Here is a 20,866-nt window from a genome sequence, read left to right on the forward strand (position 1 = left end):
TGGTTTAGTTGGTCGAGCCATCACTTGACTCTTATTCTTGATTCTTGATACTTGATACTTCCTACTATAAACTACTCATTCTTAATACTTTTTATCGGATTGGCCCAGGCAGCTCTCAGAGTTTGTGAGGTTACGGTAACAGCGGCAATAATTCCCGCAATCAATCCAGCCCACAGGAAAATGGTCCACGTAATTCCGGTTTTATAGGCAAAATCTTCCAGCCAGCTGCTCATTCCAAACCAGGAAACGGGAATGGCAATCAGGAATCCGACTGCAACGAGTTTGAGGAAATCCTTGCCAAGCAATACCAAAATATTCCCTGTTTCTGCCCCCATCACTTTTCTGATTCCGATTTCCCGGGTACGTTGTTCGGTAGCAAAGGTCACCAAGCCCAACAAACCAAGGATTGAAATCAGGATCGCCAAAGCCGAAAAGAAGGTGAAAATGGTTTTCACTTTTGCTTCCGCCTCATATTGCTGATTGAATCCTTCATCTACAAAAATCGGCTCAAACGGATAATCCGGTCTCAATTGCGCCCATTCCCCTTCCAGGAACGCCAAGACTTCCTCCCGCTGGGCTGCATCAATCTTGATACTCACTTGATTGTTCCTATCTTGAGAAATCATAAACACGATCGGAACGATGGGTTGATGGAGACTTTCAAAGTGAAAATCCTGCATAACTCCAGTTACAAACCCACGGCGTCCGCCATACAAAAACTGTTTTCCAACAGCTTCTTCAGGACTGGCCCAACCCACTGCCCGAATTGCGGCTTCATTGAGTATAAAAGCTTCCGTAGAATCACTGGCTCGCTGAAAATCAAAATCACGGCCGGCCTTTAGGGGGATTCCATAAGTATGTAGGAAATTATGCGCCACATGAATGTCGGCGATTCGAACATTCAACTGGGTCATTTCACCATTGACTTCTGCGGTACTTCCCTGAGAATCCAGCAATCTCCCAGAAGGCACACGGCTGGACATGCTCACTTCCTTGATTCCCGGATGATTTTCCAGCCTGTCCTTGAAAATCAGGTAACTGGAGCTGATCTGTGCGCTGTTTGGCAAAACCACAATGTCTTCCTTCTGGAATCCCAAGTCTTTGTTTTGCATAAAATCCAGCTGCCTCACCACCACCAACACCGCCACGATCAAAATCACAGAAATCGCAAACTGACCGATAACAAGAAATGATCGGAAATTCTCATGCCCTTTTCCGGCTTTGAAAGCACCTTTCAAGACTTTTGCTGGTTGAAAACCAGAGAGGAACAAAGCCGGATAACTTCCCGAAATCAGTCCAACAAACGCCATCAGCCCAAAAATCCCCAGCAGATATTCCGGGTTTTCAATAAAATTCAAGCTTAATGTCTTATCCGTAAAATCCGAAAAGGTGGGCAAAAACAGGTAAACCAGGATGATCGCCAGAATCATGGAAAACAGCGTCATCACGAAGGATTCACCCATAAACTGCCGGATCAAGATCACCTTGTCTGCACCCATTACTTTGCGAAGCCCCACTTCCATAGATCTCAGAGAGGACCTGGCTGTGGACAGATTCATAAAGTTGATGCAGGCAATCAGCAGGATAAACAGGGCTACTGCCAAATAGACGAAAACATAATCGATGTTTCCGTTGGGCTCAATCTCAGAAGCCAGGTTGGAATGCAAATGGACATCCGCTATCGGCCATAGAAAAAGTCCTGTTCCTTTTGACATCGGGATTCCAGCCTGGTTTTCTCCCATTCTCCGGTCGATCATGCCAGGCAGTTTGGCTTCAAATGCCTTTCCGTCGACTCCCTCAGCCAACTTGATAAATGTGGAGAAATTATTCGAACCAAAGTTGGTCATAAATGCTTCCTGTCCCCCGTAAAACTGGACCACAGGAACCATGGAACCCAGAAAATCCACATGAAAATGGGAGTTTTCGGGCATGTCTTCCATCACACCGCGAACCTGAAAAGTAAATTCCTGCCCACCCAGCTCAGCCTGCAATTCTTTCCCAATGGCTGGCTCGTCACCAAAATATCGCTTTGCAGTACTTTCAGTGAGGATAATTCCATCGGCTTCGGTCAGGGCCTTTTGGGCTTCCCCTTCTACCATTTTCCAGGAGAAAAGATCAAAAGATTCTGGATCAGCGAAGAAAAACCGCTCCTCAACCATGGCAGTTCCCCCGTTTTTGATCAATGCTTCAAAGTTGAAAAGTCTTGCCGACACCTCCACTTCCTCCGCAAAATCAGATTTCATCAGCGGTCCAAAAGGTGGTGCCAAGTGCCCCAAATGAAGACTTTCTACACCATCCTGATTGAACCAAGCCCTGGAAACCCGGTAAATCCGATCCGCATCTGGGTGGTATTTGTCATAGCTCAACTCAAATTGCACGTAGAGCAAAATGACAATACTTACCGCCATCCCGATTGCGAGACCGATCAGGTTGATCAGTACGTACATCGGATGCTTTTTGGCATTTCGAAAGACGATTTTGAAATAATTCTTAAACATAGTGCTTGTGGTATGGGTGATTACTCTGATTTCAAACTTTTGACCGGATTGGTGCGTGCTGCAATGAATGCCTGATAGCTGACAGTGAGCAAGGCAATCGCCAAAGTCACCAAACCGGCAATAAGGAAAATCAGCGGATTAAGCTCCGTCTGATAGGCAAATGACTGGAGCCATTGCTCCATGGCCCAATAGGAAATCGGTGCACCGATGACAAAGGCCACAATCACCAGCTTACTGAAATTGGTTGTCAGCATCCACACAAGTCCGGAAGTAGAGGCACCGAGTACTTTTCGGACACCAATTTCTTTGGTCTTTTGATAGGCCGTATAAGCAGCCAATCCAAAGAGTCCTATGCAGGCTATGACAATTGCCAAAACGGAAAAGGAAGTGAGAATTTTGCCTGAAATTTGCTCGCTTTGGTAAAGTTGTCGGAGGTCATTTTCAAGAAAAGAGAAAGTAAAGGGCTGGTTTTGGCCAAAACGGTCCCAGAGTTTTTCCACTTCAGCGATGGTTTGTTGGGGATTATCCCCGGAAATACTCAAGGCCAAAAATGCCTGAAAACCTACTGCCGACTCTGCGCTGAAGATCGCAAGTGGAGTCACTGGTAAATGCAAAGTCTCAAAATGAAAATCCTCAGCCACTCCGATCACCGTGTAGGGAATACTGACCTGTTCCCCATTGATTTCTGTACCACTGAAAATCTTGCTTCCTACGGGATTTTCCAGTCCAAAGGCATTGACGGCAGCTTTATTAAGAATGACAGAAGTGCTGTCATTGAATCCTTCTTCAAAAATCCGTCCTTCAGCCATATCGATATTCATGGCTTTAAGGAAAAAATCATCCGCAACAAAGCCCTTTCCGGTCAACACTTCTGATCTTCCTTCGGGAGTAAACTGAATTCCAAAAAATGAATTTCCAGGCATATTGCTTGTACCTCCGGCATTGAGAACACCGGGAATTTTGAGGACTTCTTCACGAAATGTTTCCGGATTTTCCAGTTGGCCAAAGCGATCGACGACCAGAATATTTTCCCGCTGGAAACCAAGATTTTTGGTTTGGATAAAATCGATTTGTCGGTCGATAATCATCGTCGCAGCAATGAGCATGATCGAGATGGTAAACTGGAATACCACCAATCCATTTCGGAGAAATTGACCTTTTTTGGAGGAATTTAATCTCCCTTTCATGATTTCAACGGATTGCATTTTTGAAATCTGGAAAGCCGGGTAATAGCCCGCAACTAAGGCTACAAAAACTGCCATACCCAACAGCCATGGCAATAGTTCGATTACTTTTTCAAAAGAGAGCGAGAGTTCTTTCTGAGACATGTTGTTGAAAAAAGGCAAAACCAGCCCCACCAAAATGGTGGACAAGGCCAAACTTATCACAACCAACAAAACAGCTTCCAACAAAAACTGGGCGATCAACTGGCCACGGTCGGATCCCATGGCTTTTCTGACCCCAACTTCTCTGGCCCTCTCGGAAGACCGTGCAGTAGCCAAGTTGATAAAATTGACCGAAGCGATCAGCAGGATAAAAAAGGCGATGGAGATGAAGATATAAACATATCGGATATCTCCGTTGGGCTTGAGTTCAGCCTGAAGCTGGGATGTCAAGTGGATATCTCCCAAAGGCTGGAGAAAATAGGTATAGCCATTTCCAGCAGCCACATAATCATCGTAATTGACACCGGTATTTTGTTCAATTTGCCCGGCTGCGTATTTTTTCACTAAGGGAGGAATCGCCGCTTCAACGGATTCTGGGGAAGCATTTTCCATAACTTTGATATAAGTCATTGCGGAAAATGAGGCATAGGTTGGACGCTGATTGAATTCTTGGCCGGCAGTAGACCCGAGCATATCAAATTTGAAATGGGTATTAGACGGAAGGTCTCTCATGACACCGGTTACCTCCAAATCATCCCCGTCAAGTTTAAGAAGCTTTCCTACGGCATCTAACGAACCGTAATATTTGAGAGCAAGTGTCTCGCTCAAAACCACTGCTTTGGTTTTGTAAAGTGCCGTTTTTGAATCCCCTACCAATAGCTCAATTGGGAACATTTCAAAAAAATTGGAATCTGCTACCGCGACCGAACGCTCCTCGTAGATATCCTCTCCTACCTGCACGGTACTGGCAAAATCCCCAAACGAAAACAAACGTGTTGCATCCGCCACTTCAGGAATTTCATTTTTGAATGCCTCTGCAAATCCGTCAGGAATAATCGCATACAGATTGACATGGTCGGGATAGACCCGCTCCAGTGCTACCCGATAGACTTGCTCATGGTCCTTCCAAAATTTGTCATAGCTGATTTCATCCTTGACTTGGAGGAAAATCAAGATGCAACAGGTCAAGCCCAAGGTCAGTCCAAAAATGTTTATCCCGGTATAAACCTTGTTTTTGACGAGGTTGCGGTAGGCGATTTTCAGGTAGTTTTTGAACATTTTCTAAGATTGGAAAATTGAAATATTGAAATATTGAAATATTGGAAGATTACTATTCCTCCCTTCACTATTTATTAATTACTTCCTGCACAATCTTCTCTTGATTGTTGGCTCTTAATTCATGGTACTTGGTACTTTTTATTGCTTGATCAATTTGGTAGAGCCGGAGATTCCGATGCTTTGCTTATCGGGATTGCCTCTGTAATAAATATTTCCGGATCCGGAAGATCCTACCGTGAAGGATTCAGTCACTCCGATAGCCGCGTCGCCGGAGCCTGATTTCCCGATTTTCACGTCTTCAGCGGTGAAGTTGATGGCTTCCAGATCACCAGATCCTGACTGACCGATATTCGCTTCATCAGCCTGTCCGCCTTCAATGATTACTTTCCCTGATCCACTCATTCCCACACTCAGCTTTTCAGCATTGATGTTTTTGGCTGTGATGCTTCCCGAGCCTGAGAGCCCGATGTTAAAGGAATTTGCTCCAAAATCGGATTTGAGGATCATGTCTCCCGACCCTCCGTTTCCGACCGCTTCCAGTTCGCGCACGGTGATATACACTTTTATATCCACGTTGTTGTGGTTGCCTTTGACAAGTTTGATTTCCAGCTTGTCGTCATCCACCTCGGTGATCACTTTGCTCAGGTCAAAGCCATTGGACTCCAACCGGACTTCGTCTTTGGAACCTTTGATGATTTCTACGTCCCAGCTTCCGCTGTTTTCAATTTTGGTAAATGAGCCCGGAGTTCTGGTTTCTGACTTTTGGGCTATTGCCGTTGAGACAGTCAGAAACATTGCAATTGCTAATGCGGAAATTTTAGATGGTTTCATGTGTGTAGAAGTGAAATAGTTTGTGGTTTTTATTTAAGTGCCAGAGATTGTGCCAAGGAAAAAACACCCTTTACCAACTCTAATGCTGTTTTTCCTAGAAATAAATGTCCGAGAAAAGTCAATTTTGACCGCAAGCGAACGAAAAAAGTGTTCAGTAAGCAGTCTCAGTTTGCAGTTTCTCAATCACTTTTCGGGTCATAAGAATTTATTCTGGGAACTGGCCAATTTTCTATAATCATGGCTAGTTCTTCTGATCAATAGGATTGAATTCTTTTTCCTCATTACTCATTTTTAAGGTAGTCTACCGGATTGGATGCAGCGGTCTTGAAACTTTGGTAGCTGACCGTAAGCCAGGCAATCAGGATCGAAAACGCCCCGGCGAAGAAGACCAGGATCAAGTCGATCTCAGTGCGATAGGCAAAATTTTGGAGCCAATAATTTTCCAAAAAGAAGTAACTCAACGGGCCGGCTATTAGGAAAGCAATGACTACAAGAAGGATAAAATCTTTGGATAGTATCGTTACCAAATTGGCCATTGAGGCCCCCAGGGCTTTGCGTATGCTGATTTCCTTGGATCGCTGCTCAGTGGTATAAGCTGCTAGGCCAAACAGGCCTAAACATGCTATCCCGATTGCCAAAACAGTAAAAATCAAGATAATCTGACCCATTTTTTGTTCCTTTTGGAAAAGGAGATTGAAGTCCTCGTCCAAAAACGAATATTCAAACGGTGCGCCACCGGAATGCTTTTTCCAAAGGGCTTCCAGCTGGCTGATCTTTTCGGTGACTGATCCGGGACTGATTCGAAGTGCCATCTCATAAAAATTATCATTGGCACCTTTCATGACCACAAGTGGCCTGACATTTTGCTTCAACCCTTCGAAGTTGAAATCTTCCATCACTCCGATCACTTTTCGATAAGTAGGACTTCCGTCCTCATTCCAAAATCCGCCGAGCTCCTGGGTTCCGTCAAGTTCCGTCCATCCCATCAAGGCCATAGCAGTCTGATTGATCAGCAAAGCCCCTGTATCTGATGGGATTTCTTTGGAAAAAAATCGTCCGGAAGACAACTTAAATCCTAAAGTCTCCAGGTAATCTTCATCCGCATAATTGATGTGGCAAAGGATATCCTGTTGTTTGTCTTTGGTCCGCATCACTGAAGTCCAATCCATCCGGGGAGGCAGGACATTGCTATAGGAAGCTGCCGAAAAACCCGATTGGGCTAGTAATTCCTGTTTGAAGGCCTGAAAATTGTCACCCAATGAACGAACATGCAGCAAGGCCAGGACATTTTCTTTGTCAATCCCCAAGTTTTTTTCCTGCATGTATTTGAGCTGTTTGTAAACCACCATGCTGCTGATCATCAGTGCTATGGAGATAAAAAACTGAAAGATCACCAAACCGCTTCTTAATGCCGAGCGCTTGACTCCTGACCGGATTTCTCCTTTGAGTACAGCTACCGGAGAAAAAGAAGTGAGGTAAAATGCCGGATAAGAGCCCGCAAGCAAGCCTATGACAAGAATGAAGGCCAGAAACAGTAACAAAAACTGGGGCTGAACCAGTATCTCAAAACTTAATGTTTTGCCTGACAACAAGTTGAAAGGCTTTAAAAAAATCAAAATGATCACAATGGAGGTCAATCCCGCAATCGCGCTGTAAAACATAGACTCGGAGAGGAACTGTCCCATGAGGCGCTGGCGTTGTGCACCGATGGACTTCCTGACTCCCACCTCCTTGGCTCGGCTGGCTGATCGGGCAGTGGATAGATTCATGAAGTTGATGCAGGCGATCAGCAGGATGAAAACGGCAATCCCTGAAAAAAGGTAGAGGTATTGGATGTTTCCCGGTGGTTTGATCTCATCCGAATTATTGGATTTCAGGTAAATGTCCAGCATCGGAATGGAAATCAGGCCGTAGGAATTTCCCTGCTCCACAAATGCATCCATCGAAATCCCCAAAAACTGAAGAATCTCTGCACCCACATACTTAATAACAAAATCATTAAGGGCGTTTTGCACGCTTGCAGGATCTGCTCCCTCGGAGATACGGTAATAGGTCAGCAGGTTGTTGCTGGTCCAGTTTTCCTGCTCGAAAAACCACCAGTTTTCTCCTGAAATGACTGCCTCAAAATCCAAATGGGTATTGGAGGGCAAATCTTCCATCACCCCTGTCACTTCCAGTGGAGTCTTGTCCCCGCCACCCAAAATGGTCTTTCCGATTGGATCCTGATCGGCAAAATACTTTTTGGCAATGCTCTCGGTTAGGATGATTTTATCAGGCCCTTTCAGTGCAGTTTGCGCATTTCCACTGATCAATTTCAGCCCGAAAAATTCAAGAAAATTGGAATCAGCGACCATTACAATGGGTTCGGTAAAGGCCTTATCTTCCTCCATCAGTGGATAGGCTCTCATGACTCCCATTCTCACAAAGTCCTCAACCTGCGCAATTTCCTCTTTCATTGCAGGGCCAACAGGAGTGGCTGAATTGGTAGAGGTAAACTCGTTTCCGTTAAGTTTTCCCGAGATATTAACCCGGTAGATTCGGTCAGCATTCGGGATAAATTGATCATAGCTCAATTCATCAAACACAAACAGGAAAATCAGGACACTCGCCGCCATTCCAAGGCTGAGTCCGAAGATATTGATGAAGGAATAGACCTTGTTGCGTTTCAGGTTGCGCCAGGTAATTTTCAGATAGCTTTTCAGCATGGCATTGGCAGTGGGAAAGAGTTGGTTTAGTATTTGAAAAATAAGTTGGAAGCGTATTCAATTCATTGGATGCAGACTTTTCAGGAAAAGTTGCATGGAGAAAAAAAGAAGATTGAGAAAAAATAAAATGGCCTCAGAAATTAATCTGAGGCCATTATTAAACACTTAACTTTTTGTTTTTCAGGCTTTGGTGAAAGTCTGAATTCCAATTCGAAAACATCCGATCTTCAGAATTTGCAATTCCGAAGCGGCATTGTAGGATTTATAACCCGACCAAAGCTAACCCGGATTGAAAATCCTACGGCAAGTCCTCGGGAATGCAAACCTGAGGAACAAGCTCCTATTCCGACTTAATCGCATGTACGGGATTGGACCGTGCGGCACTCAAAGACTGGAGGCAAACTGTCAATATTGCAATTCCCAAAATTGTAACCGCCGCAAGTGGGATGAACCACCATTCGAAGCTGATCTTGTATTGGTATCCTTTGAGCCAGTCCTGCATCAGCCAAAATGCAATCCCTGAACCAATTGAAATCGACAAGATGACGATGAGAATAAATTCTTTGTTGATCACTTGAAGGATAGACAAAGTCGAAGCTCCGAGCACTTTGCGGATTCCTATTTCCTTGGTCTTTTGCTCTGCAATATGAGCCGACAAGCCCAGCAACCCAAGACAGGAAATCAGGATCGTCAGAATGCTAAAGTATTGCGCCAAGTCCCTCAGGCGTACGTCTTCTTGGTAGAGTCGGGCGTAGTTTTCATCCATAAAACTGTAATCGAAAGGGAATTCCGGGTTTAGTCTCTGGGCAGTGGACTCCAGGAATGAGACAGTTTCGCGGATTTTCCCCGTTTTGACCTTCACATATCCCTGCCAGGTATTGTCAGGATCCAAGAGCAGGATCGCCGGAGCTACGTTTTGCCGAAAGCTTTCGAAGTGAAAGTCTTTGACCACACCGGTAATGGACCTTTCGGTATCCCAAAGCCTGAAAAACTCGGTTCCTTCGTGATCCTGCTCCATCAGGCGAAGCGCCGTTTCGTTAAGGATTGCGCCGGCGGTGGAGTCTGTTCCATTAGCACGGTCAAACCCACGTCCTTTGACCAGCTGCAATCCGGAAGCTTCCAAAAAGTCATAATCCACCCGGATGATTTCAAAAAGAGCCGAATTGTCCGGCGCCTTTCCTTCCCATCCAACTCCCCCTGTATTCGAATTTCTTCCTAAAAAACCAAAGGAGGAGCGGCTCACGGCCACGATGTCTTCGTTTTTCTCCAACTCCGTTTTGAAAATATCAAAGCGGTCCAAAAGCTCTCCCTCCAAAGTGATCTGGATCAGCTGATCCTTGGAGTAGCCCAGGTCCTGATTCATCGCAAAGTTGATCTGTTGATACACCACAAGTGTAGAAACAATCAGAATCGTGGCCAGGATGAACTGGAATAGCACCAGTGTCTTTCTCGCCATCACCACACCTTTGCCGGCTTTGGTAAAGGATCGAAATACGGAGACCACTTTGGTTGCCGACAGGTAAAAGGCGGGATAGCTCCCAGCCACCAATCCCGTAATCAGGAGAATCAGCATCAATCGAAGCCAGAACATCCCCGAGAAAAACGGTACACTCATCTCTTTGCCAGTTAGGCTATTGAAGACAGGCAAGGTCAGCGCCACCAGAATCACTGCTAGAAAAGCTGCAAACAGACTGATCAGAATCGATTCGCTCAAAAACTGAAATACTAGACTTTGCTTGTCGGCACCGGCCACCTTTCTCACCCCGACTTCCTTGGCCCGCTTCTGGGATTTTGCCGTACTGAGATTCATGAAATTAATACAGGCGATGATCAAAACGAAAATCCCGATCATGGCAAACAGCTTCACATTTTTGATTCTTCCTTCCTCCAATTTACCATCCTTCCATTGACCGTACAGGTAAAGATCTCTGAGAGGATAGGCAAACAGTTTCACATTTGATTCCTCATTTTTATCCAGGATGTAATTGGCGATACTTTCCGAGAAAGCCTCTCCATCTGTCCCTTTCCTGAGTTTCAGGATGGTACTCGGACCGTTGTTTCCCCAATCGCTGAGCCAGTCGTTTTCTGCAAAAAATAGCGCATAAGGCAAGAGGTAGTCAAATTTCAGGGAAGAACTTTGGGGTAAATCCTTCAAAACCCCCTGGACGATGAAGTTTTTCGAATCGGAACCTTGGCGGATTTCCACATCCTCCCCTACCACATCCGTCCTTCCAAACAGGGAAATGGCTCCTTTTTCGGTTAGTACCACGTGGTTGTTTTCGGTAAGCATCCGATCCAAATCTCCCTGAATCGCTTCATACTGGTAGATTTTTAGCAGATCCGGCATAGCATAGATCCCATCCAGTCGGATTCGTTTGTCTTTTTGGACGAAAAGCTGGGTTTGGTTCCAGGTATAAGTCGAGGCAAATTCCACTTCCGACAGGGATTCTTTCATACTCTCTGCCAAGATCCCCGGAGTGGAACTCGTCGTAAAGACATCAGCACCATAAGTCTGATGCTCCATCACCCGGTAAATCTGATCGAGATCTGCAATATCCCGATTGGTCCTAAGTTCAGATTCAACCCAAAGCCCGATCAGTATGGCAGCCCACAAGCCCAGACTCAAGCCAAAAAGATTGATGAAAAAGGTGAGCTTATGCTTTGCAAAGCCTCTTAGTGCGATTTTAAGATAGTTTTTCAACATTTTCTTCTCGATTGGAAAATTGTAAAATTGGAAGATTGAAATATTAAGTGGTTAGGAAGTTGGAGGTTGGAGGTTGGAAGATTAGAAAGGAAATCTTTTCAGGTTAACTCCTGCCGTGATTGATTCATAGTTTCGGATTTCATACCCTTGATTCTTACCTCTTGTATCTTGATTCTCGCCTCTTGATACTTGATACTTGTCTCTTGATACTTACGCCTAGCTACTTTTCTATTCGCTTTTCAGTGAATTAACTGGATTGGAGGTGGCGGCTTTCAATGATTGAAAACTGATGGTGGCCAGCGCAATAACCAAGGCGAAAAGACCTGCAGCGATAAAAACTGCCCATCCTATTTCGGTTCGGAATTCATAATCCTGAAGCCAGCTATTGACTGCAAACCATGCCAATGGAGTCGCAATCACAAAGGATATCAGCACCAGTTTGGTAAATTCCTTTGAGAGCAGTAACATGATATTGCCAACGCTGGATCCCAGCACCTTTCGGATTCCGATTTCCTTGGTTCGTTGTTCAGCGGTAAATGCCGCCAAAGCAAACAGTCCCAAACAGGCAATCAGAATGGCAAAACCTGCAAAAATCCCGAAAACCTTTCCCAGTCGGACTTCTGAGGCATACATATTCCCAAACCGGTCATCCAGGAAAGAATAGGTAAAAGGCTGACCTGGGGCAAAACGATTCCAAGTTCCTTCCAGATGTGCGATCACCGCTTCTGTATCCTGAGATTGGAAGCGGAAAGAAGCGATCCCTGTCGGGTTTTCGCTTAAGAAAATCATGACCGCTCCGATGTTTTCTTTCAGTGACTCAAAATGAAAATTTTCCACGACTCCGACTACCGTCCTGAAAGTAGTCGAGTCCATACTCAGTTGTTCCCCACCCGCAAGTGAATAAATCTTTTGGCCGATGGGATTTCCTTCAAAATGGAGATTACGAAGAGCGGTTTCGTTGATGATGACAGCGTTGGAGTCTGATGGGAATTCGATCGAAAAATCCCGGCCATCGACCATATTCATCCCGAGGGTTTTGATGTAATCATAGTCAACCTCCCAGTTTTGCATGCTGACCAGGTTTTCGGTTTGCTTGGGGTCTTTTCCTTCTGCCCACCAGGGAGAATCACTTCTCCAGGTGCCGGAAACCGGCAAAAAGCCAGTCAGGGTACCGCTTTCCATCATGCTGTTTTTCAGAACTTCTTCTTTGAAAGCCTGCCTGTTATCCTGGAGCGCAAAGATATCATCTACAGTAATGATCTGATCTTTGTTGAATCCGATCTTCTTATTTTGGATGTAATCCAACTGCTTGAATACCACCATCGTCGCAATAATCAGAATAATGGAGATTGAAAACTGAAATACCACCAGCGAGCTTCGAATCATGCCGCTTTTCATTCCCAGCGACACTTTTCCCTTTAAAATCTCAATGGGTTTGAATCCCGACAGATAAAACGCAGGATAAATCCCTGCCATTAAACCTGTTACTCCTGCACCTAAGACCAATATCCCATAAAATGCCAAGTCTGAAAATGGAATAGTAAGGCTTCTACCCGCCAGGTCATTAAATACCGGCAAAGCCAATACCACAGCCGGGATAGCAAGGACAAAAGCCACACAGCTGATTACCAGAGATTCTAGGAGAAACTGGCGAATCAGATGAATCTTAAATGAGCCCATTACTTTCCGGATCCCAACTTCTTTGGCACGGTTGGCGGATCGGGCAGTAGACAGGTTCATGAAGTTGATGCAAGCAATCACCAGAATAAACAAGGCAATGGCTACAAATAGATAGACATAAGTGATGTTAAAATTGGGCTCAAACTCACCAAGCAAATCGCTTTTCAAGTGGATATCCAGGAGCGGCTGCAGGCTAAACTCCAATTTGCCCCCACTGCTTGAGAGTGTTTCCAAACCGGCACCTTCTCCAAAAACCTGAGCGATCTCCGGCTCGATATGCTTTTTGATGAGGTGATCAAATTTGGTCTCCAGATCCTGCGAAGTGGCACCCTCCCGGAGTAGCAAGTAGGTCTGGAAATTATTGCTCAGCCAAACAATCCGCTTGGCTTCATCCAATCCAGCCGCAGCAAGTAAAAAGTCAAAATGGAAATGGGTATTGACTGGAATATCTTCATAAACTGCCGTGATGCGAAACTCCATATCATGATCCAGGATCAGAGACTTTCCCACTGCATCCTGTCCCGGAAAGTACTTTTCCGCAGCCTTTTGGCTGATTGCCATGGTATTTGGCTCAGACAGGACCCCGTCAGCATTTCCTTGTAATACCTGAAGATCAAAAACCTTGAAAAAATCCTTCCCTGCCCAGATGACACCGTCCTCTTTGATGTTTTCCTCGCCTTTTTTCACCAGATAAGAACCCCTGCCTCTAAAATGCACCGCGGCCTCAACCTCCGGAAATTCCTGTGGAAGAACTTCAGCCATCGGAGCTGGCGCAAGGACCATATCCCAGTGATTGCCTCCGAATACTATGTCACTGTGAACACGGTAGATGCGATCCGCATTGGTGAAATGCCGGTCATAGGAAATCTCATTGATTACAAACAGTGAAATAATCAGACAGACCGCCACACCGACGGACAAGCCGAGAATATTGATCAGGGAATAAAATTTGTGTTTTTTGAGATTCCTGAATGCGATGAGGAGGTGGTTTTTCAGCATGGGGGAAGAATTAAAAGGCGGTCGAAAAAGGAATTGGTTTAGCTTTCAATAGGTGAGATGCTTGCTAGTTCCGAAAGGTTGCATAGAAAATGCCAGTTCCAAAAAAAGGCCTGAGATGGACTCTCAGGCCTTTTCGGTTATTTTGCTTTGTCCGTCAGAGGACTTATTGGTCGCAGGCGGTCAGTTTTCAATGATCAGTTCCCAGTCACAGTAATCAGGAAGCAGTGTCGGGAAATTAAAGGTGGGAAGTGCGAAGTTGGATACGGTTTAGCACCTAACTTCCTACTTCACAACCTCCTACTCCCCTACTTCTTACACGTGAAACTGCTCCCGAATATTCTCAGTCACTACTTTACCATCGAACAGGTTGATGATTCGGTGCGCGTAGTTGGCGTCATGCGGAGAGTGAGTTACCATCACGATAGTGGTTCCTTCGTTGTTAAGTTCTTCGAGAAGTCTCATTACTTCCTCTCCGTTGGTTGAATCCAGGTTACCTGTAGGTTCATCGGCGAGGATCACAGATGGCTTGGCTACGATAGCTCTGGCAATTGCCACACGTTGCTGCTGACCACCGGAAAGCTGCTGTGGGAAGTGATTTCTTCTGTGCATGATATTCATGCGGGATAGCACTTCTTCCACTTTTTTCTTACGCTCATCAGAAGGGATTTTAAGATAAAGCAGCGGAAGTTCGACGTTTTCAAACACAGTCAGTTCATCGATCAGGTTAAATGACTGGAATACGAAACCAATATTTCCCTTTCTCAAAGCAGAGCGCTGACGCTCAGAAAACTTGGCAACTTCCTTGTCAAGAAAGAAGTATTCTCCGCTATCCGGATTGTCCAGGAGACCAATGATATTCAGAAGCGTGGATTTACCACAACCTGAAGGCCCCATGATGGCGACAAATTCGCCTTTTTTGATTTCAATCTGAATACCATCCAGAGCGGTGGTTTCCACTTCTTCTGTAGCATAAAGCTTGCGAAGGTTTACTGTTTTGATGACGTTTTCCATAAGGATTTCGGATTTCGGATCGCAGATTTCGGATTTTTGTTACCAGAAACCCTGATCCTGTTTGTTTATTTTTTTATTTATTTATTTGATTTTCATTTTTTTAAAAGACTCCAATTCAATCAGGTTAGACATCAAATTTCGAGTTGACAAAAATCCGAAATCCGAAATCAAACATCCGAAATCATTTGAGTTCCAAGACTTCGTTAGTGCCAAAATTCTCGTAGCCGCTGACGATGACTTTCTCTCCTTCTACCAAACCTTCTAGGACTTCGTAGAATTCAGGATTTTTTCTTCCCAGACGGATGTTTCGTTTTTCAGCGACTCCAGTGGTTGGATTGAGAACAAACACCCAGTTGCCTCCGGTATCCTTGAAGAATCCACCAGTTGGAAGGAGCAGGCTCTGCTCGCTTTGGCCAAGTTCAAGACGGATTCTGACACTTTGCCCTCTTCGGATTCCTTCAGGAATTTCACCTGTGAAAGCCATATCCACTTCAAATCGGCTGTTGATAATCGTTGGATAGCTTTTGATGATTTCGAGTTCATAGTCCTTGCCGCTGAGGGTGAATTTTCCCCGAAGTCCCAGACTGATTCGTGGATTGTAGAGTTCATCGATCGGTACTTTCACCTTAAACTCATCCAGAATATCAATTTGACCATAGCGTTGGCCTGGGTTGATGGCCTGGCCGATTTCGAGCTGCTCAGGAGTGGCCAATTGGCCTGCAATCGGAGCAGTGATAACCAAGTTATTGAGGATATTACCGACCCCACTTAGCGATGCGTTCATGCGGCCTTCTGATTGACGAAGCTGCTGCAGCTGATACGATCTTGCAATGGAATCGCTCTTGTAAGACTTATAAGTCAATTCCTTCCGCTTCAGGTTGTATTCGTATTGCTCTTTGACTTCTTCAAATTCACGGTCAGAAACCAATTTTTTTCCATGGAGCTCCTTGAATCTTTCGTATTGGGGCTTCAGCAAGCTGATTTGGTAATCAATCTCGGCAAGCTGACCCTGTTGACTCAGATCGTTTTGATCGAGAAAGAGGCGGGTTTGACGCAGGTTATTGATTTGCTCGTAAAGCATCGTTTCCCGCTGCATCACATCCAGCTGTAGATTGGAGTTGCTTAGGATAAGGATCGTATCGCCTCTTCTCAGTAATGCTCCGGATTCCCTGATCACCTGGTCAACAACTCCTCCTTCGATCGCATCGAGATATACTGTCCGCGCAGGTTCGATCTGTCCTGAAACCAAAATGTAATCAGTAAATTGTCCGGTGGAAACGGTAGCGATGCTGAGCCTGTCTTCCTCTACATTCATGGTAGATCGGTGGTCTGCAAATCCGATTTGATAAATAATTCCCCCCAACAAAATGGCTCCACCGCCTACGGCAGCGATCCTTCGGAGAGTCCAGGTTTTCTTTTCTATTTTTCTGTCCATTGTGTGAAAATGCCCTACTTGGCCCGTGCTCTTTGTGCCAAAGGCTGTGCCATGCGAAAAATAGCCTCTGGGCACTCCAAATTGGGATTTGCAGAAAATGCAAATTTCAAGTCTCGAACATTTTCGTCCGCCACCGAACAAAAGTGGATCAAAGGCGAAATTTTCTTATTATCTTCTTCAATGAAAAGTCAAACCTAAAATCGGCCAAAATTGTCCGAAAATGGCACTTTTCAGTCAATTTCAAGCCTCTCGAAAAATCGGCAAACTTTTGGAACAAGAAGTCGGAGGTTTGGCATCGATGCCAGCTGCTAAAATTCTTTCTTTTTATGACTGACCAAAGATTCGGTAAAATTCTCATCGTCGATGACAACGAAGACCTGCTAAAGGCGGCGAAGATTTTTCTTAAGCGACATTTCGCCCAAGTCGACACTGAAACCAACCCTGACCTGCTTCCCATCCTCACTCATAACGAGCAATATGATGTGATCATGCTCGACATGAACTTCACCAAAGATGTGAGTTCTGGACAGGAAGGGTTCTATTGGCTGGACCGGATATTGGAACTGGATCCCTCCGCTGTGGTGGTCTTGATCACCGCCTATGGAGATGTGAATCTGGCGGTGAAGGCAATCAAAGAAGGTGCAACAGATTTTGTACTCAAGCCTTGGGAAAATGAGCGGCTTCTTGCCACCTTGAATTCGGCCCTGAGACTGCGTCAGAAAAAACTCGAAGTAAACCTGCTCAAGGATCAAAAAGATACCATGCAGCAGGATATTGACAACAAATTCAAAGACATAATCGGCCAAAGTGCATCCATGCAACAGGTATTTGAAACCATCGAGCGGGTGGCTGCAACAGATGCCAACGTGTTGATTTTGGGAGAAAACGGCACTGGTAAAGAACTCATCGCGCGCGCAATCCACAGACACTCCAGAAGAAACCGCGAGGCATTTGTCGCTGTAGATCTGGGATCGATCACTTCCACACTATTTGAATCAGAGCTTTTTGGACACAAAAAAGGATCCTTTACCGACGCAAAAGAAGACCGGGCTGGAAGATTTGAGCAAGCCCACAAGGGGACACTTTTTCTGGATGAAATCGGAAACCTACCCTTACCCCTTCAAGCCAAACTTCTGGCCGTACTTCAAAACCGACAGGTGACTCGCGTTGGAGCCAATCGCCCCGTAGATGTCAATATTCGCTTGATTTCGGCTACCAATATGCCGATTCACAACATGGTGTATGACAATACGTTCCGCCAGGATTTGCTCTATCGGATCAATACCATCGAAATCCAACTTCCCCCACTTCGCGAAAGAATCGAGGATATTCCGCTTTTGGCCGACCATTTTATTTCCTACTATTCTAAAAAGTACAACAAGGATATCCGAAAAGCCTCTGAACCTTTGGTCAAGCGAATGACGAAATACCACTGGCCTGGAAATATCCGTGAACTCCAGCACAGCATCGAGCGTGCGGTCATCATGAGCAATCACAACGTCTTACAGCCTGAGGACTTGTTTTTGCAGAAAATGGCCCAACCTGACCAAAAAGAGGAATCAGTAAGTCTCGAACATCTGAACATCGAAGACGTGGAGCGAATTCTCATCCGGAAAGCCCTTCAAAAGCACAATGGCCATATCACCCGGGCGGCAGATGAACTGGGCCTAACCCGGTCATCGCTCTATAGAAGATTGGAAAAATATGGTCTATAAGAGGTTTTCGGTCGGAATTGTTGCCCGGATAGTACTGATTACGATATGTCTGTTTTTGGGTATTTGGCTTTTTTATGTCCAAGAATTGTGGCTTGCGCCGGGAATATTGGCTCTGATTGTTGCTTTTTTGACCGGTGAGATGATCTATTACGTCAACTCCATCAATCATAAGCTCGCCCGTTTTCTGGATTCCATCCGATTTACAGACTTTTCCTCCTCGTTCACTTCAGACAGTAAAATGGGAGGTTCCTTTCGGGAAGTAAACAAGGCTTTCAATGAGGTGATGGACGTTTTCAAACAAACCCGGGCTGAAAAAGAGGAACAGATGCTTTTCCTCCAGGTGATCATCCAGCATATCAATACTGGAATCATCTCCTTCAATGCCGATGGGAAAATCGGTGTGATCAACAACGCCGCCAAGCATTTGCTTCAGATTCCACAGTTCAGAGACATCACTGATCTGGGTAAACTTTCTTCAAAACTTCTGAAAGAGGTGGTCGAAATGAAGCCCGGTCAGCGGATTTCTTTCAAGGTAAATGCCAGTCTCCACCTGATCATCCAGTCTGCTTCCCTGAAAATGGGCGGTCAAAGCTGGTCTTTGCTTTCTCTCCAAAATATCAATGCAGAACTCCAGTCCAACGAACTGGAAGCCTGGCAAAATCTGACAAAGGTATTGCGCCATGAAATCATGAATTCCATCACCCCGATTTCGAGTTTGGTGGAGTCGCTCCGGACGATATTGGATGAGGACAGCTACGTGCAGCAGGAAGGATTCCTGATCAAAAAAGACGGTTTTCAGGATATTCAGGAAGGGCTTGATACCATAGCCAATCGGAGCAAAGGCTTGGTCACTTTTGTAAATGCCTACCGGGATTATACCAATATCCCGGAACCAAAAAAGGAATTGGTGCCCGTCAGACAGCTTTTTGAAAATGTCATCGGCCTGATGAAAGAGGAACTGAAATCCAATCATATCGATATCCAAACAGAGATCATACCCGGAGAATTGGAGGTTCTCTGTGACCCTGATCAGATCACGATGATTCTGATCAATCTGGTAAAAAATGCCAGTGAATCCATTCAAAATCAGGCAGACCGGACAATTATTCTAAAAGCTTTGGGCCAAGGTGATCTTGGCACAATCATTCAGGTGGAAGACCACGGATCGGGGATTATTCCCGAAGCTTTAGAGCGGATTTTTGTACCGTTTTACACCACCAAAAAGACAGGTTCAGGCATTGGTTTGGCGATTTCAAGACAGATCATGAACCTGCATCGGGGAAGCCTACAGGTGACCTCTTCGCCCAATGTGAAGACAATTTTTACATTGAATTTCAGGTAGTTCCCAATTCTTCAAGTGATTTTTAGTAAAAAAAATCCCTTTAGCATCCTGTCTATTTGAATAGAATGGTTGTAAATTATTGGAAAAATAATTCCATGAAAAACCCAAATAACACCGAGATAAAAAATGCTGCCTTTCAGCTTTCAGGATTGATCTATGGGGTATCACTTGATGGGGTCGTCTCACGAAATGAATATCAGGCACTGAAAAGTTGGTGCAGTGAATTTGAACCGCTTTGTGAAATGGAAGCCTTTCAAAAGCTTCACAATGAAATCAAGCCGATCATTAAGGATGGCAAAGTCAATTCGGAAGAAATTGAAGTGATAAAGCATATCCTGAACAACTTTCTGGAGGAGCTTGATGCCAAAAATGAGGACACTCCTAACCTATATTTTCTCAGTGGGATCTTCAAAGGGATCCTTGCGAGTGGAGACATCAACACCTATGAAATTTACAAACTCAATCAATGGCTTGAAAAAAATGGCCACCTCAGGTCTCAGGCGCCATTTGAAGAAATGTTTGAGGTAATTCAGAATGTTCTTGAGGACAAAAAAGTGGATGATGAGGAAGCCTTGCGATTGAAAAGTTTTTTTTCAAATCTGGTCAAATAGACTTGTGATTTTCAGCAATCTTGGCAGCAGCATAATTTTCTTTTATTGAGTTTAGGCTTCTTTTCTTAAGCAGAGAAGACACCTGGTGAGTATTTGTCAACCTATGCTCCAATAAAATTTCCAACACCTATTTTTTCCCCGGTATCAAAAAAGACAGCCCAAGAATCAATTGCTGGTTTTTGTAATCTTCTTTGCCCAGAACATTTTCGAGGTTGTATTTCCGTTCGTTCAATTCTCTTTCAAATCGCAAATCCAGACCAACCGGACCTATATTGACTCCCAAACCCAATTGAAATCCAAGCCCAAAAGGCTCGGTTTCTTCAAAATTCTCCGGAATTGAAAATTCTTCTTTAAGGGTATAATGCAAGGATGGTCCAAAGTTAAATCCAATCACCTGAAACAGGCGGAATCCCACCAAAATCGGCATGTCTATTTTTTGATACTGGACAGCTCCCAAGTCAGTCTCAAAACTGTTTTTAGTGTAAATCAACTCCGGACGAAGTGAAATATCGTAGCTGGTCATTTTGTAAAATACCCCGATATGGTAGCCCATATTTTCTCCAGGGGTCGTTAGAATCTGACCGGCATCTTTGAAGTATTTTCCACTGGTGTTGTAATTGAGGCCTCCTTTTACCCCAAACCCAGAGCCTTGCTGTCCTTGAACTAAGAACGGTAAGAAAAGTCCGAGAAGTAGAAGTGGAAATATTTTATTCAGGTTTCTCATAGCCTCAGGCATTTAATTGGGCTTTTTGTTAAAATTCGGCCAAATTGTATGCAGGCCGAAAATCCAAACCCCCACCTGTACCGTAATTGACTTAGAGCAGAATTAAATCTATTTAACAAAGCCACCGAAACAGAAGGATGTATTTGGTTGTTTTGTTTAGGGCAAAA

Annotated in this window: 12 protein-coding genes; 3 read left to right on the plus strand and 9 right to left on the minus strand. The window is 44.8% G+C overall.

From position 1 onward, the window contains the following. Nucleotides 1–71: 71 nt before the first annotated feature. The 8 genes from B0E43_RS07755 to B0E43_RS07790 form a co-directional block, all read right to left on the minus strand. On the minus strand, nt 72–2,498 hold the full coding sequence (locus B0E43_RS07755) for an ABC transporter permease (protein WP_077348366.1): 2,427 nt from the start codon (nt 2,496–2,498) through the stop codon (nt 72–74). A 20-nt stretch (nt 2,499–2,518) separates the two neighbouring features. Continuing rightward, nucleotides 2,519–4,942: an ABC transporter permease gene (locus tag B0E43_RS07760; RefSeq protein WP_077348368.1), complete on the minus strand. Its 2,424-nt coding sequence runs from the start codon at nt 4,940–4,942 to the stop codon at nt 2,519–2,521. Between the two features lie 138 nt (nt 4,943–5,080). Next, nucleotides 5,081–5,773 (minus strand): head GIN domain-containing protein, encoded by a 693-nt coding sequence (locus B0E43_RS07765; RefSeq protein WP_077348370.1) that lies wholly within the window; start codon nt 5,771–5,773, stop codon nt 5,081–5,083. Between the two features lie 281 nt (nt 5,774–6,054). Continuing rightward, complete coding sequence (locus tag B0E43_RS07770) at nt 6,055–8,478, minus strand: ABC transporter permease (RefSeq protein WP_077348372.1); 2,424 nt, start codon at nt 8,476–8,478, stop codon at nt 6,055–6,057. Between the two features lie 340 nt (nt 8,479–8,818). After that, nucleotides 8,819–11,182 carry an ABC transporter permease gene (locus tag B0E43_RS07775; RefSeq protein WP_077348374.1) on the minus strand — a complete coding sequence of 788 codons (2,364 nt, stop codon included), beginning with the start codon at nt 11,180–11,182 and terminating at the stop codon, nt 8,819–8,821. A 228-nt stretch (nt 11,183–11,410) separates the two neighbouring features. After that, nucleotides 11,411–13,861, minus strand: a complete 2,451-nt coding sequence (locus tag B0E43_RS07780; protein WP_077348376.1) for an ABC transporter permease — start codon at nt 13,859–13,861, stop codon at nt 11,411–11,413. 312 nt (nt 13,862–14,173) lie between these two features. Next, on the minus strand, nt 14,174–14,872 hold the full coding sequence (locus B0E43_RS07785) for an ABC transporter ATP-binding protein (RefSeq protein WP_077348378.1): 699 nt from the start codon (nt 14,870–14,872) through the stop codon (nt 14,174–14,176). Nucleotides 14,873–15,053: 181 nt separating this feature from the next. Then, a complete protein-coding gene (locus tag B0E43_RS07790; protein WP_254423383.1) occupies nt 15,054–16,382 on the minus strand; it encodes an efflux RND transporter periplasmic adaptor subunit in 1,329 nt (442 codons plus the stop codon). Between the two features lie 251 nt (nt 16,383–16,633). Here B0E43_RS07790 and B0E43_RS07800 point away from each other — a divergent pair, with 251 nt between their 5' ends. From B0E43_RS07800 to B0E43_RS07810, 3 genes are all read left to right on the plus strand, one after another. After that, nucleotides 16,634–18,022 (plus strand): sigma-54 dependent transcriptional regulator, encoded by a 1,389-nt coding sequence (locus tag B0E43_RS07800; protein ID WP_077348384.1) that lies wholly within the window; start codon nt 16,634–16,636, stop codon nt 18,020–18,022. Then, on the plus strand, nt 18,012–19,364 hold the full coding sequence (locus B0E43_RS07805) for a PAS domain-containing sensor histidine kinase (protein ID WP_077348386.1): 1,353 nt from the start codon (nt 18,012–18,014) through the stop codon (nt 19,362–19,364). The genes B0E43_RS07800 and B0E43_RS07805 overlap by 11 nt, the downstream gene beginning before the upstream one ends. Before the next feature lie 95 nt (nt 19,365–19,459). Further along, nucleotides 19,460–19,975, plus strand: a complete 516-nt coding sequence (locus B0E43_RS07810; RefSeq protein WP_139352698.1) for a hypothetical protein — start codon at nt 19,460–19,462, stop codon at nt 19,973–19,975. A gap of 127 nt (nt 19,976–20,102) precedes the next feature. On the opposite strand, the gene B0E43_RS07815 is transcribed toward B0E43_RS07810, so the two are convergent. Further along, the gene (locus B0E43_RS07815) at nt 20,103–20,711 is read right to left on the minus strand and encodes an outer membrane beta-barrel protein (protein ID WP_077348390.1); all 609 of its coding nucleotides are present in this window, start codon (nt 20,709–20,711) and stop codon (nt 20,103–20,105) included. Between the last annotated feature and the right edge of the window lie 155 nt (nt 20,712–20,866).

The sequence above is a fragment of the Algoriphagus sp. A40 genome, from assembly GCF_002002735.1.
GTDB lineage: Bacteria > Bacteroidota > Bacteroidia > Cytophagales > Cyclobacteriaceae > Algoriphagus.

Excerpts from the sequence above, each read along its gene's own strand:
- B0E43_RS07770 (WP_077348372.1), bottom strand. The coding sequence starts at position 8,478 with ATGCTGAAAAGCTATCTGAAAATTACCTGGCGCAACCTGAAACGCAAC.
- B0E43_RS07810 (WP_139352698.1), top strand. The coding sequence starts at position 19,460 with ATGAAAAACCCAAATAACACCGAGATAAAAAATGCTGCCTTTCAGCTT.
- B0E43_RS07805 (WP_077348386.1), top strand. The coding sequence starts at position 18,012 with ATGGTCTATAAGAGGTTTTCGGTCGGAATTGTTGCCCGGATAGTACTG.
- B0E43_RS07785 (WP_077348378.1), bottom strand. The coding sequence starts at position 14,872 with ATGGAAAACGTCATCAAAACAGTAAACCTTCGCAAGCTTTATGCTACA.
- B0E43_RS07815 (WP_077348390.1), bottom strand. The coding sequence starts at position 20,711 with ATGCCTGAGGCTATGAGAAACCTGAATAAAATATTTCCACTTCTACTT.
- B0E43_RS07800 (WP_077348384.1), top strand. The coding sequence starts at position 16,634 with ATGACTGACCAAAGATTCGGTAAAATTCTCATCGTCGATGACAACGAA.
- B0E43_RS07755 (WP_077348366.1), bottom strand. The coding sequence starts at position 2,498 with ATGTTTAAGAATTATTTCAAAATCGTCTTTCGAAATGCCAAAAAGCAT.
- B0E43_RS07760 (WP_077348368.1), bottom strand. The coding sequence starts at position 4,942 with ATGTTCAAAAACTACCTGAAAATCGCCTACCGCAACCTCGTCAAAAAC.
- B0E43_RS07780 (WP_077348376.1), bottom strand. The coding sequence starts at position 13,861 with ATGCTGAAAAACCACCTCCTCATCGCATTCAGGAATCTCAAAAAACAC.
- B0E43_RS07765 (WP_077348370.1), bottom strand. The coding sequence starts at position 5,773 with ATGAAACCATCTAAAATTTCCGCATTAGCAATTGCAATGTTTCTGACT.
- B0E43_RS07775 (WP_077348374.1), bottom strand. The coding sequence starts at position 11,182 with ATGTTGAAAAACTATCTTAAAATCGCACTAAGAGGCTTTGCAAAGCAT.